Annotated in this window: 31 protein-coding genes; 19 read left to right on the top strand and 12 right to left on the bottom strand. The window is 67.1% G+C overall.

The window, feature by feature from the left end; translation table 11 throughout:
* The first annotated feature begins 2 nt into the window (after positions 1 to 2).
* Together AB0I34_RS01005 and AB0I34_RS01000 are read left to right on the top strand one after the other, a co-directional pair.
* Complete coding sequence (locus AB0I34_RS01005) at positions 3 to 245, top strand: LuxR C-terminal-related transcriptional regulator (protein WP_131362600.1); 243 nt, start codon at positions 3 to 5, stop codon at positions 243 to 245.
* Positions 246 to 408: 163 nt separating this feature from the next.
* Positions 409 to 927 (top strand): GNAT family N-acetyltransferase, encoded by a 519-nt coding sequence (locus AB0I34_RS01000; RefSeq protein ID WP_360437270.1) that lies wholly within the window; start codon positions 409 to 411, stop codon positions 925 to 927.
* A gap of 59 nt (positions 928 to 986) precedes the next feature.
* Here the strand turns inward: AB0I34_RS01000 and ilvA are convergent, their stop codons facing one another.
* The gene (gene ilvA / locus AB0I34_RS00995; protein WP_360437267.1) at positions 987 to 2,270 is read right to left on the bottom strand and encodes a threonine ammonia-lyase IlvA; all 1,284 of its coding nucleotides are present in this window, start codon (positions 2,268 to 2,270) and stop codon (positions 987 to 989) included.
* A gap of 231 nt (positions 2,271 to 2,501) precedes the next feature.
* On the opposite strand from ilvA, the gene AB0I34_RS00990 reads away from it, so the two are divergent.
* Entirely contained in the window at positions 2,502 to 3,368 is an 867-nt protein-coding gene (locus AB0I34_RS00990; protein ID WP_360437265.1) for an HIRAN domain-containing protein, read from the top strand.
* A 43-nt stretch (positions 3,369 to 3,411) separates the two neighbouring features.
* Here the strand turns inward: AB0I34_RS00990 and AB0I34_RS00985 are convergent, their stop codons facing one another.
* Positions 3,412 to 4,266, bottom strand: a complete 855-nt coding sequence (locus AB0I34_RS00985) for an NAD(P)H-binding protein (RefSeq protein ID WP_360437262.1) — start codon at positions 4,264 to 4,266, stop codon at positions 3,412 to 3,414.
* An 85-nt stretch (positions 4,267 to 4,351) separates the two neighbouring features.
* Here AB0I34_RS00985 and AB0I34_RS00980 point away from each other — a divergent pair, with 85 nt between their 5' ends.
* Positions 4,352 to 4,792, top strand: coding sequence for a MarR family transcriptional regulator (locus tag AB0I34_RS00980; RefSeq protein WP_360437260.1), 441 nt, complete (start codon positions 4,352 to 4,354; stop codon positions 4,790 to 4,792).
* Here AB0I34_RS00980 and AB0I34_RS00975 read toward each other — a convergent pair.
* Positions 4,782 to 5,669, bottom strand: a complete 888-nt coding sequence (locus tag AB0I34_RS00975) for an RNA polymerase sigma-70 factor (protein WP_360437257.1) — start codon at positions 5,667 to 5,669, stop codon at positions 4,782 to 4,784. The genes AB0I34_RS00980 and AB0I34_RS00975 overlap by 11 nt on opposite strands.
* A 173-nt stretch (positions 5,670 to 5,842) precedes the next feature.
* On the opposite strand from AB0I34_RS00975, the gene AB0I34_RS00970 reads away from it, so the two are divergent.
* Positions 5,843 to 6,331: a carboxymuconolactone decarboxylase family protein gene (locus AB0I34_RS00970; RefSeq protein ID WP_360437254.1), complete on the top strand. Its 489-nt coding sequence runs from the start codon at positions 5,843 to 5,845 to the stop codon at positions 6,329 to 6,331.
* A 100-nt stretch (positions 6,332 to 6,431) separates the two neighbouring features.
* Here AB0I34_RS00970 and AB0I34_RS00965 read toward each other — a convergent pair whose 3' ends face one another.
* Entirely contained in the window at positions 6,432 to 7,859 is a 1,428-nt protein-coding gene (locus tag AB0I34_RS00965; RefSeq protein WP_360437251.1) for an FAD-binding oxidoreductase, read from the bottom strand.
* A gap of 85 nt (positions 7,860 to 7,944) precedes the next feature.
* Positions 7,945 to 11,133: a BTAD domain-containing putative transcriptional regulator gene (locus AB0I34_RS00960; protein WP_360437248.1), complete on the bottom strand. Its 3,189-nt coding sequence runs from the start codon at positions 11,131 to 11,133 to the stop codon at positions 7,945 to 7,947.
* Between the two features lie 64 nt (positions 11,134 to 11,197).
* Here AB0I34_RS00960 and AB0I34_RS00955 point away from each other — a divergent pair, with 64 nt between their 5' ends.
* From AB0I34_RS00955 to AB0I34_RS00935, 5 genes are all read left to right on the top strand, one after another.
* Positions 11,198 to 11,674 carry an NUDIX hydrolase gene (locus AB0I34_RS00955; protein ID WP_360437245.1) on the top strand — a complete coding sequence of 159 codons (477 nt, stop codon included), beginning with the start codon at positions 11,198 to 11,200 and terminating at the stop codon, positions 11,672 to 11,674.
* An 18-nt stretch (positions 11,675 to 11,692) separates the two neighbouring features.
* Positions 11,693 to 12,118 (top strand): YkvA family protein, encoded by a 426-nt coding sequence (locus tag AB0I34_RS00950; RefSeq protein WP_360437242.1) that lies wholly within the window; start codon positions 11,693 to 11,695, stop codon positions 12,116 to 12,118.
* An 11-nt stretch (positions 12,119 to 12,129) separates the two neighbouring features.
* Positions 12,130 to 12,777 carry a methyltransferase domain-containing protein gene (locus AB0I34_RS00945; RefSeq protein ID WP_360437239.1) on the top strand — a complete coding sequence of 216 codons (648 nt, stop codon included), beginning with the start codon at positions 12,130 to 12,132 and terminating at the stop codon, positions 12,775 to 12,777.
* Positions 12,778 to 13,017: 240 nt separating this feature from the next.
* Positions 13,018 to 13,974 carry a hypothetical protein gene (locus AB0I34_RS00940; RefSeq protein ID WP_360437236.1) on the top strand — a complete coding sequence of 319 codons (957 nt, stop codon included), beginning with the start codon at positions 13,018 to 13,020 and terminating at the stop codon, positions 13,972 to 13,974.
* 1 nt (position 13,975) lies between these two features.
* Complete coding sequence (locus tag AB0I34_RS00935) at positions 13,976 to 14,671, top strand: class F sortase (RefSeq protein WP_360437233.1); 696 nt, start codon at positions 13,976 to 13,978, stop codon at positions 14,669 to 14,671.
* 12 nt (positions 14,672 to 14,683) lie between these two features.
* Here the strand turns inward: AB0I34_RS00935 and AB0I34_RS00930 are convergent, their stop codons facing one another.
* Together AB0I34_RS00930 and AB0I34_RS00925 are read right to left on the bottom strand one after the other, a co-directional pair.
* A complete protein-coding gene (locus AB0I34_RS00930) occupies positions 14,684 to 15,418 on the bottom strand; it encodes a Type 1 glutamine amidotransferase-like domain-containing protein (RefSeq protein ID WP_360437230.1) in 735 nt (244 codons plus the stop codon).
* A gap of 152 nt (positions 15,419 to 15,570) precedes the next feature.
* A complete protein-coding gene (locus AB0I34_RS00925) occupies positions 15,571 to 16,191 on the bottom strand; it encodes a methyltransferase domain-containing protein (RefSeq protein WP_360437227.1) in 621 nt (206 codons plus the stop codon).
* 286 nt (positions 16,192 to 16,477) lie between these two features.
* Between AB0I34_RS00925 and AB0I34_RS00920 the strand changes: the two genes are divergently transcribed.
* On the top strand, positions 16,478 to 17,059 hold the full coding sequence (locus AB0I34_RS00920) for a helix-turn-helix transcriptional regulator (protein ID WP_360437225.1): 582 nt from the start codon (positions 16,478 to 16,480) through the stop codon (positions 17,057 to 17,059).
* Positions 17,056 to 17,727, top strand: coding sequence for a DUF6036 family nucleotidyltransferase (locus tag AB0I34_RS00915; protein ID WP_360437222.1), 672 nt, complete (start codon positions 17,056 to 17,058; stop codon positions 17,725 to 17,727). Before AB0I34_RS00920 ends, AB0I34_RS00915 begins: the two co-directional genes overlap by 4 nt.
* Before the next feature lie 20 nt (positions 17,728 to 17,747).
* On the opposite strand, the gene AB0I34_RS00910 is transcribed toward AB0I34_RS00915, so the two are convergent.
* The gene (locus AB0I34_RS00910; protein ID WP_360437219.1) at positions 17,748 to 18,170 is read right to left on the bottom strand and encodes a hypothetical protein; all 423 of its coding nucleotides are present in this window, start codon (positions 18,168 to 18,170) and stop codon (positions 17,748 to 17,750) included.
* A gap of 149 nt (positions 18,171 to 18,319) precedes the next feature.
* On the opposite strand from AB0I34_RS00910, the gene AB0I34_RS00905 reads away from it, so the two are divergent.
* From AB0I34_RS00905 to AB0I34_RS00885, 5 genes are all read left to right on the top strand, one after another.
* On the top strand, positions 18,320 to 18,679 hold the full coding sequence (locus AB0I34_RS00905) for a YciI family protein (RefSeq protein WP_360437216.1): 360 nt from the start codon (positions 18,320 to 18,322) through the stop codon (positions 18,677 to 18,679).
* Positions 18,680 to 18,934: 255 nt separating this feature from the next.
* A complete protein-coding gene (locus AB0I34_RS00900; RefSeq protein WP_360437213.1) occupies positions 18,935 to 19,978 on the top strand; it encodes a hypothetical protein in 1,044 nt (347 codons plus the stop codon).
* A 122-nt stretch (positions 19,979 to 20,100) separates the two neighbouring features.
* Entirely contained in the window at positions 20,101 to 20,808 is a 708-nt protein-coding gene (locus tag AB0I34_RS00895) for a VOC family protein (RefSeq protein WP_360437210.1), read from the top strand.
* 153 nt (positions 20,809 to 20,961) lie between these two features.
* Entirely contained in the window at positions 20,962 to 21,477 is a 516-nt protein-coding gene (locus AB0I34_RS00890; protein ID WP_360437207.1) for a CbrC family protein, read from the top strand.
* Between the two features lie 262 nt (positions 21,478 to 21,739).
* Positions 21,740 to 22,135: a hypothetical protein gene (locus AB0I34_RS00885; protein WP_360437204.1), complete on the top strand. Its 396-nt coding sequence runs from the start codon at positions 21,740 to 21,742 to the stop codon at positions 22,133 to 22,135.
* A gap of 138 nt (positions 22,136 to 22,273) precedes the next feature.
* Here AB0I34_RS00885 and AB0I34_RS00880 read toward each other — a convergent pair whose 3' ends face one another.
* The 4 genes from AB0I34_RS00880 to AB0I34_RS00865 form a co-directional block, all read right to left on the bottom strand.
* Positions 22,274 to 22,867, bottom strand: coding sequence for a hypothetical protein (locus AB0I34_RS00880; RefSeq protein ID WP_360437201.1), 594 nt, complete (start codon positions 22,865 to 22,867; stop codon positions 22,274 to 22,276).
* Positions 22,868 to 22,935: 68 nt separating this feature from the next.
* Positions 22,936 to 23,394, bottom strand: a complete 459-nt coding sequence (locus AB0I34_RS00875) for an SRPBCC domain-containing protein (protein WP_360437198.1) — start codon at positions 23,392 to 23,394, stop codon at positions 22,936 to 22,938.
* 22 nt (positions 23,395 to 23,416) lie between these two features.
* Positions 23,417 to 23,764, bottom strand: coding sequence for a metalloregulator ArsR/SmtB family transcription factor (locus AB0I34_RS00870; protein ID WP_360437195.1), 348 nt, complete (start codon positions 23,762 to 23,764; stop codon positions 23,417 to 23,419).
* A 149-nt stretch (positions 23,765 to 23,913) separates the two neighbouring features.
* Complete coding sequence (locus AB0I34_RS00865; RefSeq protein WP_360437192.1) at positions 23,914 to 24,480, bottom strand: hypothetical protein; 567 nt, start codon at positions 24,478 to 24,480, stop codon at positions 23,914 to 23,916.
* Between the two features lie 153 nt (positions 24,481 to 24,633).
* Between AB0I34_RS00865 and AB0I34_RS00860 the strand changes: the two genes are divergently transcribed.
* A complete protein-coding gene (locus AB0I34_RS00860) occupies positions 24,634 to 25,122 on the top strand; it encodes a hypothetical protein (RefSeq protein ID WP_360437189.1) in 489 nt (162 codons plus the stop codon).
* Positions 25,123 to 25,585: 463 nt separating this feature from the next.
* Positions 25,586 to 26,689, top strand: a complete 1,104-nt coding sequence (locus AB0I34_RS00855) for a hypothetical protein (RefSeq protein WP_360437186.1) — start codon at positions 25,586 to 25,588, stop codon at positions 26,687 to 26,689.
* Positions 26,690 to 26,703 lie beyond the last annotated feature (14 nt).

Genomic DNA, 26,703 nt, shown 5'->3' with positions numbered 1-26,703 from the left:
GTATGACCGTCCTCCCCCAGGAACTCCGCCCGCTCACCCGTCGCGTGCCACCGCGCGAGATCAGTCATGATGACCTGCAACTTCTTCGCCTGCTTGCCACCGGCCTTCCGGTCGACTCCGTGGCGCGTCGGCTCGATCTGTCCGAACGAACGGTCCGCCGCCGTACTCGAACCGTCTGCGACCGGCTCGGCTTCGGCACCGCGATCGAGGCCATCGTCTGGGCGGCGCGCCGCGGTTTGGTCTGAGCTCGACCGGACGGTTCTGCCCGCCTCGCGGGCCAGAGTGGGGAGTTCTGCCTGCCGAATCCGGTGCACTACGCTCCCCGGTCTCGATCCAGCTCGCCGAGCCACCCACACAAGCGCCGTAAATGGTTCGTCTGGCGGGCCGCCGGGGCTGAGGATGAGTGCGATGACTACTACTTCTCCCCGAGCGGTTCGCTTCGTCGAGATGACCGGTACGGCGCTGAGCGCGTTGCTGGCCGACGACCGTCCCGCGGCACAGACCGAGCTCGGCTTCGCACTCGGCGACGAGTTCCTCACGGACAGGGCCAAGTGGCTCTGGCAGTACCGCCTCGATCAGCTGACCCGGGATCCCACCACCTTCGGGTGGCTCGTCAAGCTCGTCGTGGCCGACGGGATCGTGGTCGGCTACGCCGGCTTCCACGGTCCACCCGACGAGGCCGGCATGGTGGAGATCGGCTACACCGTCGACCCGCCGCACCGGCGACAGGGTTTCGCCAAGGCGATCGTGACCGCGCTCCTGGAGCGTGCGGCGGCCGAGCCCGCAGTACGGACCGTGCGGGCTACGATCAGCCCCACCAATCAAGCGTCCCTGGCCACCATCGCCGGCTTCGGCTTCGTCGAGAACGGCGAACAGTGGGATGAGGAGGACGGCCTGGAGCTCATCTTCGAACGCCCCAGCCGCTGACACGAACCTGACTCGCTGCACCAGCCAGCCCACGGCCCGGCCTCTCGCGCGTGGGGCCTTCAGATCAGGTATCTGAACTCGGGGGAGTTCGGGTGGATGCGCTCGATCTCCAACGGTGCGGCATCCATACGCGCCAGCAACCCGTCGAGGTCCGTCGGCCGGCTGATCTCTATGCCGACCAACGCCACACCAGTCTCCCGGTTGTTGCGCTTCACGTACTCGAACAGCGTGATGTCATCATCCGCCCCCAGCGCCTCATCCAGGAACTGACGCAGCGCACCCGGCTCCTGAGGGAACGTCACCAGGAAGTAGTGCTTCAACCCCTCATGCACCAACGACCGCTCGAGAATCTCCCCATACCGGCTGACGTCGTTGTTCCCGCCCGACAGCAGACACACAACCGTCTCACCGGGCCGCACCTCAAGACCGTTGCCCAAGGCACCCGTAGACAATGCCCCGGCAGGCTCCGCGATCAACCCGTCCGTCTGGTACAGCTCGAGCATCTCCGAGCACACCAGCCCCTCGGGGACCGACATCATCTCGACCCCAGCGGCCGTCACCAACGGCAGCGTCACGTCCCCCACCCGCCGCACGGCGGCCCCGTCCACAAAGCTGTCCAGATGCGGCAACGTCACCGGCTCTCCAGCCGAAAGCGCCGCCGCCATACTCGCCGCACCGGCAGGCTCCACTCCAACGATCCGTACGTCGGGATGCCGCTCCGTCAGCCAGGTCGCAACGCCCGCAACCAACCCACCACCACCGACCGGAACCACCAACACGTCCGGCGCCTGACCGAGCTGCTCGATCAGCTCAACGGCCACAGTCCCCTGCCCCGCAACGGTTCTCGGGTCATCGAACGCCGGGACCATCGTCGCGCCAGTCGCCTCGCCCTCAGCGAGCGCCGCAGCGGCAGCATCGTCGTACGTGTCACCGGTGATGATCACCTGGATCTGCTTGCCGCCGAGCGCCGCGATCCGGTCCCGCTTCTGGCGCGGCGTCGTACGCGGAACATAGACCTTGCCCTGCACACCGAGTGTGTGGCACGTGTACGCCAACCCCTGGCCGTGGTTGCCCGCACTGGCACACACCACGCCCGCCGACTTCGCCTCGTCGTCGAGCTGGGCGACCAGGTTGTACGCGCCGCGGAGCTTGTACGACCGGCCGATCTGCAAGTCTTCCCGCTTCAGCCAGACCTGCGCGCCCGTGCGTTCCGACAGCCGGAGATTGCGCTGCAACGGTGTACGCACCGCGACACCGTCGATTCGCCGTACCGCCGCCTCGATCGCTGCCGCGTCAACGGCCGGACCGGCGTTCGATCGAGCGACTGAACTACTGCCCTGCATGACGTTCCTTCCCGTGCATTTGCACGATCTTCGCTGATTCGCTCGCTGCACAAGACAATCCGCGTCCACAGTACGGACGACTGGGACACCATTGGAGAACAGACCCTTGCCCCAGGCGTGAAACGGCTCTTCACTGGGCAGTCTAGTTTTCATACGCTCACTCGGTGTAACGGCCAGGGTCCTGGACGGGATGAGCCGAGTAAAGCCGGTCAAGTGGACTGGAGGGCACGGATGGAACTGATTCCGTTCAGTCTGTGGGGAGACGCCCTGTGGTGTGGTCAGGAGGTCGTGCGGGAGGCTCCGCACGAGCAGGCGATCCGAAGCCTGTTTCCCGACCCCATCCCAGCGCGTGGCGCAGACTTGGACATCGACGCGGACCTGGTCCCGGAACCGCACAACCGTTTCGACCCCCGATCGATCGCCGTACGGGTGCAGGGGAAGGTTGTCGGCTACCTGCCGAGGGACGATGCGCACCGGTACCACCCGGTGTTGTCAGAACTGGTGGCGCAAGGCCTGCAACCGCAGGTGCCGTGCCACCTGTGGGTCAGTGAGTGGGAACCGGCGGACTGGGACGGCAAGGGCGACCAGGACACCGAGTTCCATGCCAGTGTGGCGGTGGCCCTCGGCCAGCCGCACATGCTGGTCCCGGTGAATCTGCCTCCGCCGGGCAGCTTTCACCTGTTGCCGCCCGGCAGCGGCATCGTCGTACCGGGCAGTGAGGTGCATCCCGACGTACTCGCACCGTTCTTCCGTGCGGAAGGCGAGTGCTGGGCGTACGGCACCATGCACGCGATCGAGGAGGAGGACAGCTTCAACGACCGGCACCGGATCGTGGTCGAGGTCCGGCTGGACGACGAACCGGTCGGGCGGCTGAGTGCACGGCTGAGCGCGGAGTTCCTGCCGGCCATCCACTACCTCACCGACATGCGTGCCGAGACAGCTGCCCGTGTCGCCGTCCGCGGCGACCGCATCGCATCGGAGGTGATCCTGTACGCGGCGCGGAGTCACGACCTCCCGGCCACCTGGCCGGACGGCCTGACCCGCTCCCCAGCCGCGTCCCCACAGTGGCACTACTGGGCTACGAAGGAAGCCAACTAGGCGGCTGCGCAGTACTCACCACCCCTGGGTGGGTACTGCGGAGCTACTTGCCGGCCGGCTCTGCGAACGCGGCCGCGTTCTGCCGGCACCAGTCTGCGAACGATCGCGGTTCCCGTCCGGTGATGCGTCGTACGGCGTCCGTGCGCAGGCCGACCGTATCGGCGCGCATGAGTCGCACGCCCTCGACCACGGCAGCGGCCAGGGCCGGCGGCGCGCCGTCGGGGTAGCGGAAGCGGACCACATCCTCAGCGTCCTCGACGGGCCGTACCTCGAGGTCGTGGCCGATCGCCTTCGCGAGGATGCCGACCTGCTCGGCGACCGTGAACGCCTCGGCGCCGGTCAGTGTGTACTCCTTGTCCTGGTGGCAGTCCTGGGTGAGGACAGCCGCCGCGACCGAGGCGATGTCGGCGGGGTCGATCGGCGCGGCGCGGCCGGGGCCGATCGGGTCCAGCACGTAGCCGGATCGGATTGTCGACAACCAGTCGAAGGTGTTCGTCATGAAGCCGGTCGGCCGCAGGAAGGTCGCGGGGATGCCGGAGCGCCGGATCATCTGCTCCCGCTCGTGATGCCACCGGCCCATGGCAGGAGTCGGCTCGCCGAGTACGGCGTACGACGACAGGTAGACGAGGTGCTGGACACCCGTGCTCCGAGCGCCCGCGATGACGTTCGCGGTGTGCTCGAGCCCGGTGCCGGGCACCAGCAGGAACACCTGGTGGACATTCTCGAGTGCGGCGGCCAGTGAGTCGGGCCTGCCGAGGTCTCCGATCACCTGCGCGACGCGGTCGGGCAGGTCGGCCCGGGGTGCGCGCAGCAGGACGCGGAAGTCGACGCCCTTCCGATCCAACTCGTCGACCAGTGCGCGCCCGACGTGGCCGGTGGCGCCGGTGATCAGTAGCATGACAGACTCCTTTACCGGTTAACGATCTTCGAGGAACGTTAACCGGTAAACGATCTGCTCGTCAATCGCCGGACGGAGTCGCCCGATGCCCGAGTTCCTGGACCTGCACAGCAAGACGTCGAAGGTGCTCCGGGCCGCGGCAGAGGCCGCTGTCCAGCGGCACGGCCTCCGGCTCGGACAGGACCACCTGCTGGCCGCGTTGTGGGAGCAGGACGGCCGCACCCCCGGCGAGATCGCCGCCGCCGTGAACGTCACCACCCCCGCCGTCACCAAGCTGGCCACTCGAATGGCCGAGGCCGGCCTGCTGGAACGCCGGCCCGACCCGCACGACAACCGCCTGGTCCGGCTCTGGCTCACCGACGCCGGCCGCGCCCTCCGCGAACCGATCGAGGCTGAACGCCAACGCCTCGAGGATCAACTCACCGCCACCCTGACCAAGACCGAGCGCACTCACCTGATCCAGGCCCTCACCAAGATCCACCAGGCCGCCACCACCCTGGTGAACGACCAAGCGATCAGCGGTTGAGGGTGGTTTCCTCTTCCAGGTGGGAGAGTTTCTCGGGGTTGCGGACGACGTAGAGGCCGGTGATGAGGCCGTCGTCCAGGCGTACGGCGACGATCTGTTCGATCTCACCGTCCTGGCGCAGGAGTAGCGCGGGGGAGCCGTTGACCTGGATCGGTTCGACGGTGAACTCGCCGACGACGTTGGGCAGGCCGGCCGCCAGCAACCGCGCCACGCGATCGGCTCCGACGATCGGACGCAGCAGGGCCTGCTTGACGCCGCCACCGTCACCGAGGAGTACGACGTCCGGCGCCAGCATGTCGAGCAGTCGTTGCAGATCGCCCGTTTCGACCGCCCAACGGAAGGCCTCCAGCGCGCCGCGGGACTCGGCCGGGGATACGGACCCGCGCGGCCGGCGCTCCGCGACGTGAGCCCGGGCCCGATGCGCGATCTGGCGGACCGCGGCCGGGGTCTTGTCGACGGCTTCCGCGATCTCGTCGTACTCGAGGGCGAAGACCTCACGCAGTACGAACACCGCCCGCTCGGTCGGCTTGAGGGTCTCCAGCACGAGCAGCATGGCCATCGAGACGTTGTCGGCGAGTTCGACGTCCTCGGCCACGTCCGGTGCGGTCAGCAACGGCTCGGGCAGCCACGGGCCGACGTACGACTCCTTGCGCCGGCCGAGCGTCCGCAGCCTGCTCAGCGCCTGCCGGCTGGCGATCCGGACCAGGTAGGCCCGCTGGTCCCGCACCGTGTCGAGGTCGACGCCCACCCAGCGCAACCAGGTCTCCTGCAGTACGTCCTCCGCGTCCGCGGCCGAGCCGAGCAGCTCGTAGGCGACGGTGAACAGCAGGTTGCGGTGGGCAACGAACGCCTCGGTGGCTGGATCCGGGCCGGCCATGGGTGTGGCTCCTCTGCGCAGGCGAAGGTGTTTTCCATCAGACACCGGAACCCGCCGTTCTGTGACAGATCGGGCGGGGTGGCGTGCGTCACTTCACCGCGCTGTCACGCGGATCGGTCCGTCGGCATCTTGTGTTCGTCACGACCACAACATCACACCCGAAGGACGACGCTATGAACGCCCGATTCAACATGATGGAGAACGAGTGGGCCGCCAAGCTCGGCAAGCGCTTCGCCGGCCTGGCGCTGATGCTCGAGCAGTCGACGCTGCCGAAGACCGTCCAGTTCCTGGTCCAGATCCGGGCCAGCCAGATCAACGGCTGCGGCTTCTGCATCGACATGCACACCAAGGACGCGGCCGCGGCAGGCGAGACTCCGACGCGGCTCAATCTGATCGCCGCGTGGCGCGAGTCCACGGTCTTCACCGAGGAAGAGCGCGCCGCGCTCGCCTTCACCGAGGAGGGCACCCGGATGGCCGACACCCACCAGGGCGTCTCCGACGAGACCTGGGCGCACGCCCGCAAGCACTACGACGACGACCAGCTCGCCGCGCTGATCTCCCTGGTCGCCATCATCAACGCGGCCAACCGGATGAACGTCATCCCGCGCACTCCGGGCGGCTCGTACGAACCCGGCATGTTCGCCGACTTCGTCAAGAACTGAGCCCAAGAACTGAGCCCAAGAACTGAGCCCGAAGAGCTGAGCCGTGTCGCGGCCCGGCTCCGGACCACCTGATCCGGAGCCGGGCCCGTGCAGTCGGCGACTACCCCTGTCGCCGATCCGAACCCGCCGACGGCGGGATGTTCTGGTTGAGCCGGAACAGGTTGGTCGGGTCGTAGGTGTCCTTCACCGCGACGAGCCGCTCGTAGGTCGCCGGCGGGTACGACGCACGGACGATGTCCTGGTTCGTCTCGCCGGTGAAGTTCACGTACGACGCCGCGTCCGGTCCGAGCGCTGCTCCCGCGGCACGAGCCCACTGAACCGCGGTGTCGAAGCCATCGGCGTCCGGGGTCCGCGCGACCACGTTGAGGATGTACTCGTGGTCCCGCGTACCGAACGCGGTGGCGTCGGCCGGAACCCGGCCCATCGCCCCACCGAGATGGTGAATGTGGAGCTCGGACACGCCGTTCGGCACCTGGGTGTGCGACGAGACGATCGCGTCGACCGTCGCCGGCCCGAGGTCACTGAAGAACGCCGACCGGAAGTAGTTCCGCATGCCCCGTGGGAACAGTGGATCGAGCAGCGTCTGCATCGCGTTGTACGGCATCGGACCGAACAGATCCGCCACCACAGGCGCGAGCTCACGGAATGGCCGGGTCGCTGCGTCACCATCCTCGGCCTGCCCGGACCACATGCCGAGTACGGCGACGATCGGCTTCCCGTGCACTTCCTCGGGCAGGAACGGCAACGGCGGTGCGGTGGTGAGGTTGATGGCCAGCGACAAGTCGTCAGGTGCCGAGGCCGCTGCCGCACCGAATCCCCGCAGTACGTCGGCCGCCTTGTCGCCGGGGTAGAAGGCGATACCGGCGAAGACCGTCGGACCGACCTCGTACGCCTTGAACTCGAACGACGTGACGACGCCGAAGTTGCCGCCACCGCCACGCAACGCCCAGAGCAGCTCCGGGTTCTCGTCCTCGCTCGTGTGCAGGTACCGGCCGTCCGCAGTGACGACGTCGGCCCCGACCAGGTTGTCGCAGGCCAGGCCGGCCCGGCGGACGAGCCAGCCGATCCCGCCGCCGAGCGTGAAGCCGGCGACACCGGTCGTGGACACCAAGCCCCCTGTTACAGCCAGGCCGAACGCCTGTGCCTCGGCGTCCACATCTCCCCAGGTACATCCGCCCTGTGCCACGATCCGGCGCCGGTCGGGGTCGATCCGTACCGTGTTCATCGGGGACAGGTCGATCACCAGTCCACCGTCCGTGGTCGAGAAGCCCGGGATGCTGTGGCCGCCGCCCCGGACGGCCAGTGTGAGCCCCTCGCTCCGGGCGAACTCGACTGCCCGGATGACGTCGGCCACGCCGCGGCACCGCACGATGAGTGCGGGTCTCTTGTCGTGCGCGGCATTCCAGATCGACCGCGCCTCGTCGTACGAAGGGTCGGTCGGGCGGACCAGCTCGCCACGAAGTCCCTCGGCGAGCTCCCCGAGCGTGGCCTCCCCGAGCGTGTCCTGTCGCGCTTGCGTCGTTGTCATCGCTACTCCTGATTCGTCCCCTCCAGGAGGTTTTCCTGGACGACACGACGCTAGGAGGACGGCCTTCGCAGTGGCTTAGCGTGACTTAGCGCGCCGTGAGCGGACGCTGTGGGAGGGCGGCGGCCCGCGCCGTACCGATGTGGCAGCCCAGCCGGGCGAAGAGTTCGGACGCTGCCCGGCCGTGTCTGGCCAGTGTCTCGGTGTCACCGTCGTCCTGGGCGAGTTCGGCGGCGAGGAGCCGTATCCACGCCTCGAGGCGCAGGTACCCCTGCGGATGGAAGGCCTCGATCACCTGTTCGGCGAGCAGCCGGGCGGCGTGCCGTTCGCCGGCGAAGAGTTCGACGATGACGAGGTTCAGCAGTGCGCCCGCCGCGCCGGGTACGTCGTCGACGGCCTCGCCGCGATCGACGGCGATGCGGGTGAGGCGTCGTCCGGATCCGGCGTCACCAGCGGCTGCGGACAACAATCCCAGGTTCGCCAGGCTGAGGTTCTCACCGCGGCGATCTCCCAACTGCTCGCGGATCCGCAGCGCTTCGCGGAGATGCTCCTCGGCCGGTTCGAACAATCCCTGGTCACGCTCGATGCACCCCAGATGGTTGAGAGCGTGGCCGAGCCCGGCCGCGTCGTCGATGCCGGCGAACGTGTCGACGGACCGCCGCACGGCGTCCAGCGCGGCGTCCAGGTCGCCCGCCAGCCGATGGGCGTCGGCGAAGGCGGACAGAGCGTAGCCACGGCCCTGTACCGCGCCGACCCGTCGCCCGAGCAGGAAGGTCTCCTCGAACACCGGAACCAGCGATCCGTCGACGGGTGCGAGCGGCATACACATCGTGACGGCGGGGAAGAACGGGACAGCGGTCGCGTCGATGAGACTCAGCCGCCGCAGGCATTCGGCGAACCGTTCCTGAGCGGGTACGACGTCCTCGCGGAAGAGCGCAGCCATCGCGGCCAGCCCGCGGGCGGCGGCGGCCACTGGTGCCGCTGCCAGGAAGTCGGCCCGGACGAGCGCGTTCGCGGCGATCTCCTCGATCTCATTGAGGTCTCCGTTCCCCAGCAGCAGAGTGCCGCGCAGTACCCGGGCGGACACCACGGCTGCAGGGTCGTCGGACTGCGCGGCAACAGCGACAGCTTCGTCCCCGAGGCCTGGGAGCCGGTCGCTCAGACCCCTCCGAGCATCGAGGGTCGCCAGCGCGAAGAACGCTCGCTCTCGCTCCGGGGACGGTGGGGCGGCCGCCTCGAGAATGCGCTCGAGCCAGCCGGCTCCTTCGGCGAAATGACCGCGGGCCAGCCAGTACTGCGACAGGCTCACTCCGAGCAGCAGGGCCCGTTCGTGATCGTGGTGAAGCGCCCAGGCGAGTGCGGCGCGAAGGTTGTCGTGGTCGGCGTCCAGCAACTGCGGACGTTCGACGACAACGCTGGCTCGCTCCGGGTCCTGGTCGGACGCCAGTTCCAGGAAGTGCCGGCAGTGCGCGGCCTCGAGCGGTCCGATCTCCCGCGCGGCGACGAGCCGTTCGCGTGCGAACTGCCGGATGGTGTCGAGGAGGCGGTAGCGGGAGCGAGGGCCGTCGTGGTCAACCACCAACAGCGACTTGTCGACCAGACGGCCGAGGTAGTCCAGCACCGTCGGACCGGGAATCCGCTCGTCGGCGCACACCTGCTCGGCCGATGGAAGCGAGAAGCTTCCGGCGAACACGGCGAGCCGCCGGAGCAGCACCTGCTCGTCGTCCGACAGCAAGGCGTGGCTCCACTCGAGCGCTGCCCGCAGCGTCGCGTGCCGGGTGATCTCGCCGTGGCGGCTCAGCAGGGGAAGTGCTTCGCCGAGGCGCTCGGCGATCTCGGCCGGCTCGAGGTGCGAGGCGCGCGCAGCGGCGAGCTCGAGTGCGAGCGGGATGCCGTCGAGACAGCGGCAGATCTCGACCACGGCGCCGGCGTTGTCCGTATCGAGGACGAAGCCGGGGCGGACGTCCTGGGCGCGCTCGACGAAGAGGCGTACTGACGCCAGAGTCCCGAGTCGGTCGAGATCACCCGCGTCCGCAGGCTCCGGGAGCTCGAGGGAGGGCACCCGGAAGGTCACTTCGCCCGGAGCATGCAGCGGTTCGCGGCTGGTCGCGAGCACGGTGACGCCGGGGCAACCTCGCAGTACTGCGCTGACGAGTCCAGCACAGGCGGGGAGCAGGTGCTCGCAGTTGTCGAGCACGAGGAGAAGGTTTCGGGGAGCCAGGCGGGTGATCAAGGTGCGCAACGAGTCCGAGCCTGCCGCGGGATCCAGTCCGAGTGCGGCCGCGACGGTATCGGCAACGAGGTGCGGATCGGCGACCGGCACGAGGTCCGCGATCCAGACGCCGTCGGCGTACCCGTGCAGCCGGCGGGCCGCCTCCTCCGCCAGCCGGGTCTTGCCGGCACCGCCCACGCCGGTGAGCGTGACCAGGCGGCCTCGCTCCAGCAGACGATGGACATCGGCGATCTCCCGCTCGCGCCCGACGAAGCTCGTCAACGCCGGTGCGAGATTGTGCCGGACCGTCGTCGGCGGGTCGTCGACCGTGACGCTGCCGGTCAGCAGGTCGCGGTACACCCGTTGCGTCTCCGGGTCCGGATCGGTGCCGTACGTCGTACGCAGCTCGCCGCGCAACCGTTCGTACTGCGCCAGCGCCTCCGACAGCCGGCCCATCGTCGTATGGCGTCGCATCAGGCTGCGGACGGCGCGTTCGTGCAGGGGGTCGATCGCGAGTGCGCGCTGCAGGGCATCGAGCGCCTCCACGTCCTCCCCGGCATCGGCAGCCGCGTCCGCGAGGTCGACGAGGAGGTCGCAGTAGCTCGCCCGGAGCTCTTCGCGCGGCCGGACGGCCCAGTCCTCGAACCGGTCCTCGGGGAGCAGATCGCCCGCGTACGCCGCGACCGCGGCGCGCAGGTCCGCGAGATCACCGCTCGCGCGGGAGAGCGCTGCCAACCGTTCGAAGGTCCGGACGTCGACCTCCACGCTGCGGTTGGCTCGCAGCACCACGAAGTCGTCGCGCAGTTCGAGCAAGCCGTCGCTCGACTCGTCGCCGGCGAGCACCCGGCGGGCTACGTACAGCGCCTGGTGGAGATTGTTGACCGCGGACGTCGGCGCCCGGTCCGGCCACAACGCCTCGAGCAGTACGTCGCGGTGCAGCCGCTGATCCCGCGTCAGCGCCAGCATCTTGACCAGCGTCCGCGCCTTCCGCAGACGCCAAGCCCGGCCATCGACAGGCAACTGCCCGTGATCGACCCCAAATCCCCCAAGCAGCCGGATCCGCACCTCACCCTCCCCGAAGAGCGTAAACACGAAACTGCCCCCGAGCACCTGTGGTTTTCTGGGCGACGTGACTGACGAGGTTCATTTCACCGCGAGGTTCCCGACCAAACGGATGGCCGCCGACTGCTTGTTCACCGACCAGGCGGGGCGGTTACTGGTGCTCGATCCGCCGTACAAACCGACCTGGGACCTGCCGGGTGGCGCGGTCGAACGTGACGAGTCGCCGCGCCGCGCCGCCCAGCGGGAGGTCCAGGAGGAGCTGGGGCTCGTGGTGGAGCCTGGCGCGTTGCTCACCGTGGACTGGGTGCCGCGACTGGGTGACTTCAGCGAGGTGGTCGCGTTCATTTTCGATGGCGGCGTACTCACACCGTCCGACGTCGACCGCATCGCCCTCGACCCAACCGAAGCGAGCACCTTTCGCTTCGTGCTGTTGACCGAGGCCGAGCACCTCCTCGACTCCAACCAGTACGCCCGAGTCACAGCCGCCCTGAACGCCCGGACGTCCACGACCGCCTACTTGGAGAACGGCTCGCCACGTCTGTGAATTCGGCAGAATGGTCGCGTGTCGGCGGCGTGGTGGTCTGTGGGGGCGGGCGTTGTCGGTGGCGTGCTGCTCCTGTGGCTCGCGCTGATCGTCGCGCTGTGGATCGGCCGGCCGGACGAACTACGCGTACGTGATGCGCTGCGACTGCTGCCCGATCTGGTCCGGCTCCTGCGTCGTCTTGCCGCCGACCCGACGCTGCCGCGTGGAGTGCGGGTCCGGCTCTGGCTCTTGCTCGCGTACCTTGCCCTGCCGTTCGACCTGGTGCCCGACTTCATCCCGGTGATCGGGTACGCCGATGACGCTGTGATCGTGGCGTTCGCGCTGCGCTCAGTCACGCGTCGGGCAGGCAGCGAAGCTCTCGACCGTCACTGGCCCGGATCCCCAGACGGCCTGGCCGCCGTCCGCCGCCTCGCCCGAATCCCGCCTGTCGGTGATGGCATCTAGTGTCCCGAGTCGTGACGGATACTTCGTTTGTTGCCGCCCTCCGGGACTCGTACGACGCCCTGGCCGCGGAGCATGCCGACATCGTGGCCTCGAGTCTGGATGACCGACCGCTCGATCGTGCGCTGTTCGCCGTCTTCGCGGAACTGGTACGGGCCGGAGGCAACGATCTCGTCGCCGATGTCGGCTGTGGACCGGGCCGGGTGACGATCCTGCTGTCTGACTTGGGACTGGACGCGTTCGGTATCGACTTGTCGCCGGGGATGCTGGCGTTGGCCCGTCGTACCTATCCGCACCTCCGCTTCGAGGAGGGCTCGATGCTCGCGTTGGACGTGCCGGACGCAACCCTCGGCGGACTGCTCGCCTACTACTCGATCATCCACGTCCCCTGGGACCAGCGGCCACAACTCTTCGCCGAGTTCCACCGGGTCCTCGCGCCAGGCGGCGTACTCATGCTCGCCTTCCAGATCGGCAGCGAACACAACCACCGCACCGAGCTCTTCGGCACTTCCATCTCCATCACCTGGTACCGCCAACAGCCAACCGAGGTAGCCGGCCTCCTACGAGACGCCGGCTTCAACCCCTGGACAACCACAGTCCAAGAACCCGACACCCCCGACACCCCAGCCCGCGGCTACCTCCTAGCCCGCAAACCCACCTGATAGGCCGGCGCAGGCCGAGCTCTGAAACTGTTGAGCAGGCGGTCGGTTCAGGTATCCCGAAACCTGTGACGACGTACCGGTGACCTTGTCATCGGCAACAAGTCCGGCAGCGGTTGTGCACAGGGCCTGTGGACAACGCCGTTCACCTGCGTGGCCAATCGTTACCGAACAGCCTTGACTCCTGTGACGAGACCGAAATACTTCTCGTGGACCAATCCCCTGCACCGTTCAAGGACAGACATGACCCCCGTGGGTATCCGTTCCCGTGCCACGAGCATCGTCGCTGCGGCGGGAGCATTGTCATTGCTGCTCGGCGCGACAGCTCTCCTGGTGGCGCCTTCGGCCAACGCCGACCAGTCCATCGCCGCCAACGGCCACAAGGGCAACCCGCCAGGCAACAACGGCACGGTCAAGATCGAGGACGACGAGATCCAGAGCGGACCACCGGACAACAACCCGCACCAGGGCTGCACGTTCGTGGTCGAGTTCTACAACTACGACAAGGACCCGTCGTTCAACGCGACGGTGACCTTCAAGGACCAGGCACCGACTGCGGATGCCGGCCTCCAGGTGGTGTCCGGCAATCTGAACCCGTTCATCGGTGAGGATGCGGCCGGTGGTGGTACCGACCTCGACGCCAGGGAGATGTACACGCTGAAGTTCACCGGTCAGCCGCATCCACAGCAGGGCTACCACGTGAAGCTCACCGTCAACGCCCCCGGTTCGAGGGGCAACGACGTCAAGCACAAGGTCTTCTGGGTCGAGGGCTGCAACACCACCACCCCGCCCACCAGCCCGCCGACGACGCCTCCGACCACGCCGCCCACCACGCCGGAGACGACCCCGCCGACCACGCCTCCGACGACGCCGGAGACGACCCCGCCGACCACGCCTCCGACCACACCGGAGACGACCCCGCCGACGTCTCCGTCAACATCGCCGTCGGAGTCCACGTCGACCCTGCCCACCGCGACCTCTTCGACTCCGGCCTCGGACGTACCGGGGGACTCGGAGTCGCCCACTCCCGGTGTGCCGACCGAGGTCGACGCCGGTCTCGGTGGCGGTTCGGCCAGTTCGGTTGCCGGGATCAACAGTCCGTTCAGCCTGGCGGGTGGTCTTCTGCTCGCGGCCGGCGGCCTGATGCTCGCCGGTGGAGTGGTCGTCGGTCTCCGGCGACGCGGAAGGCACAGCGCCTGACATGAGTTCTGCCCGCCGTCGCGGCCGTCGCGCCCCACTCCGGTGGAGCGGGGCGGTCGCGATTGTCGGCGCGGGCGTGCTCGTTGCCGGCGCGTACCTGCAGTTCAATGACGCCGCTGGTACGTCGGCGTCGCCGACGGGCTCCCCTTCGCCTGCAGCAGCGGTTGCGGGACGCTCGAACGGGGCGGTCGCCGAACCACCCCGGGCAGCTTCGTCCTCTGCTGCCACGATCTCATCGACCGGCCGTGTCCCGGCGGCTCGCGCTGGACGGCCGATCAGCCTCACCATTGCGCAACTCCACGTCAAAGCTCCAGTCATCGCCATCAAGGCCGCACACGGTGCGCTGACGCCGCCATCAGATCCGTCGACGGTCGGTTGGTGGTCAGGAGGCGCACAGCCCGGCGGCGCGCGTGGTTCCGCGGTCATCACCGGCCACACGGTTCACAACGGCGGTGGGGCCTTCGACAAGCTCGACCAGCTGGTCCCCGGCTCGGTCGTCGTCGCGTCGACGGTACGTGGTCAGCTGCGTTACCGAGTCGCGACGGTGACGACGTACCGGAAAGCCGCGCTCGCGAAGCGGGCGACGCAACTGTTCGACCAGAGTGTTCGTGCTCGGTTGGTCCTCGTGACCTGTGAGGACTGGAACGGCAAGGTCTACCTCAGCAACGTCGTCGTGATCGCCCTGCCGATCACGTAGCTCCTCGGTTCGTCAGGGCTGGAACAGTTTCCACTGGCCCTCCGAGATGATGTCGACGGTGCCGTCGACCACCTTGATCGCGGTGTCGTCGTCGATCGCATACGTCGGCGCAGGGATCCGGGCCGCCCACTTCTCGGCGTTGGCCACGGATGCGTCGAGGTGCCACGGGTGCTCGAAGTGGGGGATCACCCCGAAGTCCACGAGTCCCGCTCCCTGTCCCGTGACCAGGATTCTGTCGAGGTCACCCTCGGGCGTGGCGAACACGACGTTCTCCGTCTTCAGCGGGCCGTCGCTCGGGCGGGGCGGATCGACGAACGTCTCGACGAAGGTGGAGGTGGCTGCGATGCTCCCGGCGCTCACGCCCACGTAGACCGCCTCGGACCGCAGCGCCGGCAGGAGATCGGTCAGACCGGAGCGCCGCATCCAGTTGGCGAGAAACAGCGGGTCGCCGCCCCCGAACAGCAGTGCGTCGGCGTCCCGGACCGTCGGCGCCCAGGTGTCCTCCTCGATGCTCGGCAGGACCGACAGCTCCAGGATCCCCAGCGATTTCCAGCCCAGACCACACAACGACGACGAACGCTTGCCGCAGATCGCCTCCCACGCCATGCCGGGGCCGCCCGGGAACGGGTAGAGGGCGGTGGGGATGAACAGAGCGTTGGACTCGGCGATCGGTTTGCCCAACAGGTCAACCAGCGCGTCGCGGATGCTGCCGTTCTTGACCCCGCTCGACGTGAGGAGAGCTCTCATGTCCCACCTTCCCGAGTTGCCATCGCCTGATGCTCAATCGCCTGGGCAACAGTCAACGACATCCACGACGCCACCGCCAGCAGAGCTGCAGCGAGCACCTCACGAGGTCGATGAAGCGGCCGCATCATCCACTGCCACGCACTGTGCGGCGGCTAGTTGTTGCGGCGGGCTATGACTCGGGTGAGGCCGAGGGTGCGGCCGGCGTCGGTGTGAAGCATCTGCGCTTCCTGTCCCGGCGTACCGCTGTCGTGGTCGCAGGCTTCGTTCCACTGCAACCAGTCTCGCCACCCGTCGGGCAGTCGATCAGCGACCTCGACGGTGACCAGGCCGGTCTTGTCCCAGTGCCGGCGCCACCAGGCGGGGCTGTGCCAGGCGCAGAAGTCCCATTTCCAGTAGGGCTCGAGGTGTGGCGGGGGAAGCGTCTCGTACTCCTCGGCGAGACCGGGCTGAACTATGCCGATCTGCCCGCCGCGTTTGACGAAGCGTGAGTAGTAGCCGAGATAGAGGTCGTCGGTGCCGAAGTAGTGGTAGGCGCCGATGCTGATGATCGCGTCGAAGAAGGCCTCGGCGAAGGGCAGGGCGTGGGCTTCGGCGTAGATCGGGTGAACCTGGTCTTCTACGTGTGCCTCGACCGCGCGGCGCAGGTTCTCGTCGGGCTTGACCCACAGGTCAGTCGCCCACACCTCAACACCGAACTCCTTGGCCAGGAAGATCGAGCTCAGAGCAGTTCCACATCCCATGTCGAGTACCCGCATACCGGGCTCAAGCGGCATGAGATCAGTCAAGGCCTCCGCCTGCCACACAGGGTTCGGCCCCATCGCCCCGTCAACCATCCACCGAGCCGAATACCCAGCAGACCGCGGATACCGCTCGTTCCTCAACACCACCTCAAGCTCCCCATCATCCACGGGACCGGAGTCTGGGCGAGTACCCACAACCAGGCAACCGGTTATCCGCGTGCGCGGAACCGCCCCGATAGCGACGGGAACCTCTTGGCGTTGGCGTCGTGCGACAACCCCGACTATTATCTGATTAGATAAGAGACCTAGGGGTGCCACGATGGACAAGGACAGCCAGGCGGTTATCGGACTGCTGAACCACGCACTCGCCGAGAGTGGGCTGTCTCAGGCTGCGTTCGCCACTGCCCTCCGTACTTCTGCTCCCCGCCTCTCCACCTACCGTTCTGGCAAAACCAAACCGACGGCGCAGTTCGTCATGCGGGCTGGGCGGATTGCTCATGCTCTAGGGAGGGCGCGTGAGTATCGGATCATGACCGCCCCGGCTACAGCGACGGCTATTCGCGAGGCGAGCGATGAGGATTGGGCGTGGCGGATGCTGCTCCAGGGGCGTGACCACCTGCGCTTGCTGCTAGGCCGTCACGATGGTTCGGAAGCAGCTTGGGAGGCAGCGCCGGGCCCGATTGGCCAGGCGGGCTTCGATACGCTGCTAGCCGTCCTGACTGCACACGAATTCGAGGCAGCAGGCGAAGATCCACCTGAATGGAGCAAGGTCGAAGCTCTCCCGGATCCATGGATCCCCGAGCATCCGTTCCTGGAGCGCGATGAGATCATCGAGCAGACTCCGGACTACTTGGCGCGGGCCAACATCTTTGTCCCTGCTCGTGACTTGGTGACTGCATGAGCGGCGCGCGCCACGAATTCACGGCCGGCGAGATCGTCGATCTCCTCTCTGAGCTCGACAAGCGACTGAAGACGCGTGGCACGCCTGCTTCGGTCTTCGTCGTCGGAGGCGCTGCGATTGCCGTCACCTCGAACGACGACCCCCGCCGTACGGAGGACATTGACGCCATCACGCACGACGAGGTCGTGGTCGACGAAGCTCGCGCAATGGCAAGCCAACGCAAGCTCCCCGAAGACTGGCTGAACACCCGAGCCACTCCGTGGATGCCACCGCTGCCGGAAGGCGCATTGCAAGGCGGTGATAGGCCAGGTCTGCACATCACCTACGCCACCGACGAGTTCCTGCTGGCCACCAAGCTGGTCGCCCAGCGCCGCAAGGACGCTGCCGATATCGTCGCTCTCGCCGGACGTCTCCACCTGGAGAATGCATCGGCCGACGAACTTGAACGGGTGATCTACCGCTACTACACCGATGAGGATTCGCTCGAGTTCATTGTCGGCGGCAAGGACATCGATCGCGAGATACAACTCCTGGCGGTCAGAGCCGAACGACTGCTGGAACGTCATCGGTCCACCTCGACACGCGCGGTGCCTATTGATGGCACCGAGTCTCCAGCCGTGCGTCGTCAGGACCGCACGACCTCCCGTGAGCGGGGCCTGTCGGAATGAGCATGCTGTCGTGGCGGGGGCTACCGTTCGGTGGCTACGGCGAGGGCGGTCTTGTATTCGTTGGCGGTGATCCGAACGACGCCCGTTTGGAAGTCGGCCCTTGCCTTCTCGGACGGGGCCATTCGCGACAGCACGGTTCGCATTGACACGGGCGGGTCCCATTCCTCGACCTGAGCCAGCAACACTCCGCGAGTGGAATCGCCCGGACACGTCTGCGCCTCGGATGCTGTCCAATCATGGACCGCCGAGGCAAGCTCGGCGCGGCCGATGAACACGCGCTCGGGTGCGCCTAAATAGAGGAGAATCTGGTCGCCGGACGCAAGCGCGCGGGCGTGCACCTCGTCGGCGTCGACGCCCCACATACTGACTCGCAGGAACCCAGCGGCGAGTTCGCGTACGGCGTGGCCGTCCGCCTTCACGAGGTTGAACAGGTACTGCGCCACCCTCGGGATCGTACCTCCGTGGGCGGTACCAGAACCCAAGTGATCCAACGCCCGTAAAGTCTTTTGGTGTCGGTTGTCGGATCCACCGGAGGCCGTTCGTAGCGTAGGTGGAGGCGGACAGCGGGTCCGCTGGAGCCGGAGGAGCAGACATGCCCGAGTACCTCATCTACTTCAACCAGCAGTGGGTGGGCGACCACACCGAGGAGTGGTTCCGTGGGCGCGGGCCGCTCGCCATGGCGGTCACGGAGGAGATGAAGGCCGCCGGCGTATACGTCTTCGCCGGGGGACTGGAGGAGGAGGACGGCCCAGTCTACAACGCCGACCCTACCAGCGGCGAGGTGTTGATCACCGACGGGCCCTACGTGGAGACCAAGGAGTTTCTGGGCGGGTTCGCTCTGGTGAACGTGCCTGATGACGAGACCGCCAAGATGTGGGCCGGCAAGGTCGCGGAGGCCTGCGGTTGGCCCCATGAGGTCCGCCGCTTCAAGCCACAGCCTCGAGCCAAATAACTCCACCGCCATGTTCCTCACCACCTGGTGAGGAACATGGCGCGTCTCTCGAAGCCGCGGAACGCGGTATGTGCGGTCGGTTCGATGGCAGGATGCGGTCGTGTTCGAGTGGCATGGCTGGGCGGTCGTCGTACCTTCTCCCGGGACAGAGGACGACGAGGATGCAGACAACCGATCGGTGGGTGGATTGCCCAAGCACCCTTGAGGGAAGCGGACGCCTCCTCAACGGGCGGTGGCAGGTCTACAGTCACGAGAGTGACTGCGACATCGATCCCGCTGCCGATCCTGCCAACCTCGCTGGTGGGCAGTTACGCCCAGCCGGACTGGCTGATCGACCGGGCCAAGCTCGCTGGCCGCTTTCCCCCGCGGGTGCGGGCGAAGGAGCTGTGGCGGGTCAACGCGGAGTACCTCGAGCAGGCGCAGGACGACGCCACGTTGCTGGCCATCCGCGCCCAGGAGAGGGCGGGACTCGACATCCTCACCGACGGTGAGATGCGGCGCGAGTCGTACAGCAACCACTTCGCCACCGCCCTCGAGGGCGTCGACATCGACAACCCCGGGTCGGCCCTCGATCGCAGTGGGCATCCCAACCCGGTGCCGCGGATCGCCGGCCCGATCGCGCGGCCGCGCCCCATCGGCGTCCGCGACGTGGAGTTCCTGAAGGCGAACACCGACCACAGGGTCAAGATGACCGTGCCCGGTCCGTTCACGATGTCGCAGCAGGCACAGAACGACCACTACCCCGACCTCGCGTCGGCGGCTCTGGCCTACGCAGCCGCGGTCAACGCTGAGATCAAGGACCTGCACGCCGCCGGCGCCGACCTGGTCCAGATCGACGAGCCGTACATGCAGGCACGGCCCGAGGCGGCCCGCGAGTACGGCCTCGTCGCGCTCAACGCTGCGCTCGACGGTGTCACTGGCACCACCGCCGTCCACATCTGCTTCGGGTACGCCGCGATCATCCACGAACGGCCCGAGGGGTACTCGTTCCTCCCCGAGCTGGCCGGATGCTCGGCCGACCAGATCTCGATCGAGACCGCACAGTCGGGTCTCGATCTCGGCGTCCTGAGGGACCTCAGCGAGAAGACCGTCATCCTGGGCGTCATCGACCCGTCCGACCCCGAGGTCGAGTCCGCCGAGATGGTCGCCGATCGGGTACGGCGAGCCTTCTCGTACACCTCCCCGGACCGGATCACGATCGCCACCGACTGCGGGATGAAGTACCTCCCTCGCGCGAGTGCGGAGGGAAAGATGCGCGCCATGGCCGGCGCGGCGTCGATCCTCCGCGCCGAGCTCTGACGCAAGCCGCACAGCCGGGTTCAGCAGCCAGCGAGAACGCATCGGACATCTACGTGGCCGGCGGGACAGGGGAAGCGATGAGCTCGGGCGCTGCGGCTGAATCGGCGCTAGGGTCCCCGGGTATGGACATGCTGAGGGGCGAACAGATCGCCGAGGCCAACCTGACCGACTGGCGCAAGCTCGCCCAGGGACTGCACGCCCGGTACGTGGTCGACGACTTCGGCGCCGGCGCACGGTTCGTCGCCGCGGTGGGCGAGGCAGGCGACGCGCTCGGCCACCACCCGCGCGTGTCGATCGGCAAGGGGTACGTCGACCTCAAGCTGGTCTCCGACGACGCCATCTACCGCGACGACGAGGGCACCGAGTACGTCGTCGAATGGGTGACCCAGCAGGACGTCGACCTCGCGCGACGGATCACCGAGATCGCCGCCGACCAGCAGCTCGACGCCGACCCGGGCTCGGTCAGCGATATCGAGCTCGGCCTCGACACGGCGCACTCTGCGACCATCGCCCCGATGTGGGCCGTCCTGCTGACCGGGAGCCCTGAGGCCCAGGGCCGCGGAACCCCCGGCGACGAAATCCGAGACGCCATGGGACGGGTGCCGAATCTGTGGTTCGGGGACGCCGACGAGCACGAGACCCCGCGTCAGCGGTTCCACGTCGAGGTCTATGTGGCGCCCGAAGTGGCCGAGCAACGGATCGCCGCCGCCGTCGCCGCGGGTGGGACCGTCGTCGATGAGAGCAACGCGCCCTCGCTCACGGTGATCGCCGATCAGGACGGCAACCAGGGAATCGTCTGCGTCGACGTGTCCGCTGCGAAGAAAGAATGAAACGCGGACTCGGTTGACCCGCGGTCGCGGCCCAAGCCGACCACCTCGCACCAGCTGACACCCTGACGCGACCGACCCGCGCACAGCGGCATGGGAGTACGTGATGCATCGGGCTGATTGTGCTGGCGTCGGCCGATCCACGATGCTTCCGGCATGAGCGACGGACTGCCGCAGTTCCCGTACCACCCCGACCCTGTCGCGACGGGATCTGTCGTTGTATCTGCGGAGGTCTGCGAGCGATGCGGCAAGGCTCGCGGTCTCCTGTACGTCGGCCCGGTGTACGCCGTCGAGGAGGTCGAGTTCCTCTGTCCGTGGTGCATTGCGGATGGAAGCGCGGCCGACCACTTCGATGCGGACTTCACGACAGCGGATGGCGCGCCAAGCGACGTACCGGCAGCGGTACTGGACGAGATCGTGCGTCGGACTCCAGGCTTCGCGGGGTGGCAGCAGGAACGGTGGATGTTCCACTGCACCGACGGCGCGGAGTTCCTCGGTCGAGCCGGCTGGGAAGACGTGGCAGCACTGCCCGGCGCGATGGAGTCGCTCCGCTTGGACGGAGGCTTGGACGACGCGGCGATGCGAAACCTCAGTGCTGACGGAGACCTGACCGGTTACCTCTTCCGCTGTCGCCTCTGCGGGCTTGGGCTCGCGTACTGGGACTGCACGTAACGCAGCCTGCTCCCCGATCTGACTTGGCTTCCGCTCGGCAGATTTGACCAGCTTGAGGGCGCGAGAGCCGAGCAACGGAGGCCATCACCAAGGCGCATCGGTAGGGTACGCAGGTGGGGCCCTCGTGGCGCGGAGCGGAGGCGAGCCGCCAAACCTGGCGACACTCTCCGCGGAAGACACTGTAGGCATCGCGCTAGCTGGCGAATCTCCCTCGGCGTAGCACGCTCGCGCTGGCGCGCTGCGCCCCTGTCACGATGGGTCCGTGACTCCCGTCCCGATTCGTATCGGAGTTGTCGATCCTCGCCTCACACGCTTGCACCAACGGCTGACGTACGACGGCCTCCTGGAGGGCTTGCCGAACCGGCGCATGAACGAGGCGCAACTCAGCCACGACCGGAACCTCGGATACCTGGTACCGGTCGATCAGGAGCCGATCGAGGGCTTCGAGAACTATCCATTCGGGGGTGCGGCGAGACTGCCGGCCATCCGCGTCGAGGCCGCGTTCTCCTCGAACGCCCTGTCGGGCGATCCACTCCAGCGCAGCACTGCCCTCGTGATCTGGTATCAGCAAGGGTGGGCACTATCCATCGAGACACCCGTACTTTCACACCTGACTTCCGTTGAGTGGGCATCAATCGCGCTCGACGAAGACCTCTGAGCGTTGCCCATCGCTTGAGTGGCCAACAATCGCTCACCGGCATGAGCGCGGAATGCGGCAGATCCGGTTGCCGCAGCGCACGCCATCTGCGGCACGTCCGAGCGACATGGTCCCTTCGTCGGGCCGGTCTGGCGACGGTCAGGAATGGTTGCCCAGTCGTCGCCGCACCACACGCCGCCGCAGGGTGGGCGAAGCCACCACCTCGTAGCCAGCCTCGAGGAAGACCTGCACCAGCCCGACCGACGCCTCGTCCCAGATCACGGTCTTGCCCGGCGGCGGCTCGATCGGGTACCCCTCCAGGACGCGGGCGCCGACCTGCTCGCCGTACTCAACGGTGGCGGCGGCGAGCTCGTAGGTCAGCCCCGACTGACGCCGGCCCTTGCGCACGACGAAGCAGGTGACTGACCAGACGCCCTCAAGCTCGGGGTCCATCCGCATCCACGCCTGCTTCCGGCTCCACAGCCTCGGGTAGTTCTCCCGCGGCTCGACCGCGACCCAGCCGGCCGCCTCGCCGTCGACGTACCCGATCAGCCCCGACGTCGGTCCGGTGGTGCCGCAGGCGGTCTGCTCCAGCAGCGCGGCATCCCTCTGCTCCTGGGTCGTGTCCCGCCAGATCCAGCCGGGCACCTTCAGCGCTTGGCAACGGCACTTGTGGGCTCCGCCCGTGGCGAAGACCGCCTCGACGTCGTCTGGCGATGCTTGATTGGCCGGGAGCCACATGAAGTCGGGCATGCAGCCATCATGCTCTTCGCTGGGCATGCCATCGTCGAAGTCTGCGGCATGAGAGTGCGTTTCCCTTGTTAGGCGCGGCTGGGGTTGAGAAGTGACCTGAGGATGTTTTCCATCTCGTCGAGGCTGTCTTGCTGGCCGTCGAAACTGGTCATGTGGTCGCGTCCGGCCTTGTCGCGGAACGCGAGTCTCCAGGTGAACGTCGTTACTCCGTCACGTTCCTGCAGCTCCATCGTTTCGACTGCCTCAACATCCGGCCAACAGTTGAAGTGCCACGTCTCCACGGTTCGGGCCGGCGGCTCGACCTCCAGGTATGTCCCGCTGAACGAGAACACGGTGCCGTCTCCGGTCACGAAGGAGGAGTGGTAGTTGCCCCCGACCCGCAAGTCGATCGAGCATTCCGTCATCCGGTCCGGGGGTGTCGCACCCCACTTGCTCACGTGCTCGGGCTTCGTCAACACGTCGAAGACGAGAGCGATCGGAGCGTCGAACTCTCGGGTGATGACAACCTCGAGCTCGTTTGGGAACATGATGACTGCAGAGCCGTGCCGATCAGGTGCCACTGTCGTCTCCTTGTCGTTGCAACTCTTCGAGGTAGTCCTCGATCCGATCCAGTCGGTCGTTGATCGCCCGCTCGTACTTGGCCACCCAGTCGTGCAAGGGTTGAAGGTGCTCTGGAGCCAGGCGGTAGAGCCGGCGGCGGCCATCGGCCCGGCACCTAACGAGTCCCACCTCACCGAGCACCCGTAGGTGCCTGGAGACCTGAGGCTGAGACATCGAGACGTCGCGGACTATCGCCCCAACCGCTTTCTCGCCTGTGAGCAGCACATCGAGGATCGCGCGGCGGTGGACGTCACCGACTGCGTTGAAGACATCGGAGGTTGTCGAGGCACGGGCCACCGTTCGAACATATCTCCATATGGATATATGTCAACCCTTCGGACGCCGAAGCGTCCCCGGTGGGCAACCGCTCATCGGCAGTTCCGCACCTTCACACTTCGCGGCACGAGCGGACGTCTCCGAGATAGGTGTGTTGGCTTCCGCGATCTTCAGCGGGCCCCTCGGACCAAGATCACTCGGTCGGGCTCCCCAAGACCTTCAGTTTGGATCCAGCCCCCGCCGTGCACAAAGCCCTTGGCGATGAGTTCGGCTTCCTGTCTCCGCGGCGCCCAGTCGCTGCGGTACATGTCGGCCAGCCGTTCACCGGTGTCCTCAAACAGATGGCACGTCGCGTACACCCTCCGTCGGTGCAGCCACTCGTACCTAACGACCGGCCGACGGCCGTAAGTGTCCAGCAACTCGCATCCCCGGGCAGCGAGGTCGGTCGGGGTGCCTTCTAGAACGAATCCATCACGGGTCGGTGTAGGCGGGAACGTCCGATCGTCGACGCTGATCCGGTCTCCTCGCAGCCGATTCCCGCTGAGTTCCAATCCGACGTTGACCAGGGCAACGTCGGGCGCGTCGATGTCCAAGGAGAGCAGGAGTCTGTCGTCGTCAAACTCAACGCAATACGGGCGAAGGCGTCCGTCAACCAAGACTCGCAGTGCCACCAGGAACTTGAGTTGGAACGACGTCAGCTGTGCATCCTCTAACTCGAAGTATTCGCGGTCGTCCACGTTGCACACGCTAGTTGAACGTGTCGTCCCCTGGGGGTCAAGGGCGCGACCTCTCATCGGCACGACCGGACGATCCGTCATGTGCCGGAGGCCATCGGCTGTGCGCGGACAGCGGCATGTCCGGATGATCTCGTGGCGTCCTAGTCTCCTGCTATGGGGACGAGCAGGGTCGATTTCCGTGGGCAGTGGTTCTGGACTCGTGACGCCGCGGTAACGGTCGTTCTTGCGCTGCTTGTGGCTGAGCTTGACCCGGTGACGACCAGCGAACCTGAACTCGACGACTTGTTGAACCGATGGGCGCTGAGCGCTGCGCTCGGCGTCACGGGTGCCGTGGACGCAGCGCTAGACGATTACGTGACAAACGATCACATTGTGGAGCTCATCCATGCCGCGATTCCGCCCGTCCAGGACCGCCTGACCAGCAACGCCCTGGTCGAGGTGACAGATCCCGCCTTCCTGCGTCGTGCGGCTGCTGTCGGCATGGACCCGCCAATCGACGCACCTGCGGCGCTTGGTGCCTGGGTTCGCGAGGTTCTGGCTGCGCTGGACAAATTGCTCGCCGGCCAACTCCCCGAAGTACCTGGAGGCTATTGGTGGGTAGACGACAAAGGCCTCGGTCCGACTCGTGGGCGCGCCTCATGAGTCTGTGACCGGACAGTCGTCCGGCATCCTCCGATGCGTGGCAACCCTGCTCGAGGTGATCGCAACGACGGACTTCCCGACGGCGATCCATGCGACGTCGAGCCCGCTACCTTCGAGCGCAGTCCCTGGACCGTTGACTGCGAAGCTGTCGTCCTGAACGAGGACGCCGTCAACTCCGTCGCGGCGAGCGCCCCGAACTCTCATATCTCTTTGGAGGTCGACCTCGCAAAGGACGTCATCAGGGTCTGGAGTGAGCGGTCATCTTCATTGGGGAGCACAACGCGTATCAACCTCTCGCGTAGGCCGCTCGCAGCATCCGCACATCGGAAGATCCGTGCGTTGGGCGGCTTCCTCGGTTGGTCGCCGGACGTCTCGCCTGTCACATGTCGGCTGATGCAATGTATGGCGGATCTGTTGGCGGATTGCCTGCGGATTCCTTCGCTGTTCCCTGGGTGGGGCGGGTATGACCTACCTCGCGGTTGAGCTGTCGGGGCAGGGCATTAGCGTGCCGGGGGTGCCGCACTATCCGCCGCCGGCTCGACCGCTTGGCCCGGACGCTGAGGGCCAATGGGTCCGTCGTTGGACATCGCCGGAGTGGACGCAGACCGCGGATGCTTGGGTTGGTCGTCGCCTCGCCGAGCAGGGTCGCCGGATCAGTGGTGAGCCGGTGACCTATCGGGCGCGTTTCTGGTCCGTGGTGCGCTGCTATCCGTCCGTCGAGGGACTGGTGTGGTTCAAGGAGAACAATCCTGGCCATCGATTCGAGGCCGGTCTGGTCGCCGCGTTGGCCCGGCTCGCGCCAGAGGATGTCATCGTGCCGATCGCAGTCGATCGTGAACGCAGTTGGCTGCTCACGGATGATCAGGGAACGACCCTCACGCATCCCGACGTCCGTCATCAGCCGACGCGCCGCATCGTGGTCCGCGCGCTCGCCCGCCTTCAGTGCGCCCTCCTCGGCCGTATCGACGTGGCCGAACACGCCGGGATCATCGAGCTTGCACCGAGCGCGGCCGGTGACCGAGTGCGCGCCGTGGCCGAGGAGTGGGCGTCGCTGCAGCCTGGGCATCCGCTGCGGCCCGAGCCAGACATGCTGAAACGAGCTGAGGTCGCCGCTGAGGTAGTGGATCGACATACTGCGTCCCTCAGCGACATCGTTCCGCTCGACCTTGAGCTCAACGATGTGTACCCCGCGAACATCTTCGCCGACCGCTCGACCGGCGCGTTAAGGCCACGGTTCTTCGACTTCGGTAATGCGATCTGGGGTCATCCGTTCGTCTCGCTGCACGGTTTCCTCGACTCCGTGGAGGAATGGGCCGGTGCGCCCTTGTCTCACGCAGACCGCGACGAGCTGCTCGACGTCTACCTGACGGTTTGGCGTGATCACCTCGACGCCGACCCACGGCTGCTGCGTGACGACCTCGCCGCCACTGAGGCGCTGGTCGGCGTGCACCGGCTCGTATCGTGGTTACGCCTCGTTCCGTACGCCGACTCGATCGAGATCCGAACCCGGGCCCAGATCCCACGGCAGTATCTGGCCAGCGTCGCCGAGCTGGCCGGTTCGGCCTAGTTGGCTCGTCGGGG

Source organism: Kribbella sp. NPDC050281, from assembly GCF_040655855.1.
Lineage (GTDB): Bacteria > Actinomycetota > Actinomycetes > Propionibacteriales > Kribbellaceae > Kribbella.
The sequence above is the reverse complement of the archived record's forward strand: the minus strand, read 5'-3'. Positions and strand labels throughout refer to the sequence as shown.